The organism is Psychrobacillus sp. Z3-81, assembly GCF_056620325.1.
Window position 1 is genome coordinate 1 of the sequence record NZ_JBWQPU010000080.1, and the last position, 257, is coordinate 257.

The following is a 257-nucleotide window of genomic DNA, read 5'->3' on the forward strand; positions in this document are numbered from 1 at the left end:
GTCAACCGGAATTTACCCAAGTCGACATTGAGACTTCTTTCCTGCAACAGGATGACTTGCTGCCAATGATGGAAGAGCTGATGGCCAAATTGCTGCGTGAAACGAAAGGAATTGAGCTGGAACTGCCTTTCCAACGGATTACGTATGCAGATGCAATGGGTAAATACGGTTCAGACAAACCAGATCTGCGCTTCGATATGGAATTGGTTGAAATGAACGATATTGTAGCGAACAGTGGTGTAAAAGTATTTGCTTCC

1 protein-coding gene is annotated in these 257 nt (G+C 44.4%); it reads left to right on the forward strand.

What is annotated here, in order from left to right; translation table 11 throughout:
* A partial coding sequence (locus AC1ECF_RS17705; protein WP_480390753.1) for an amino acid--tRNA ligase-related protein occupies positions 1 to 257 on the forward strand: 257 nt, incomplete at both ends.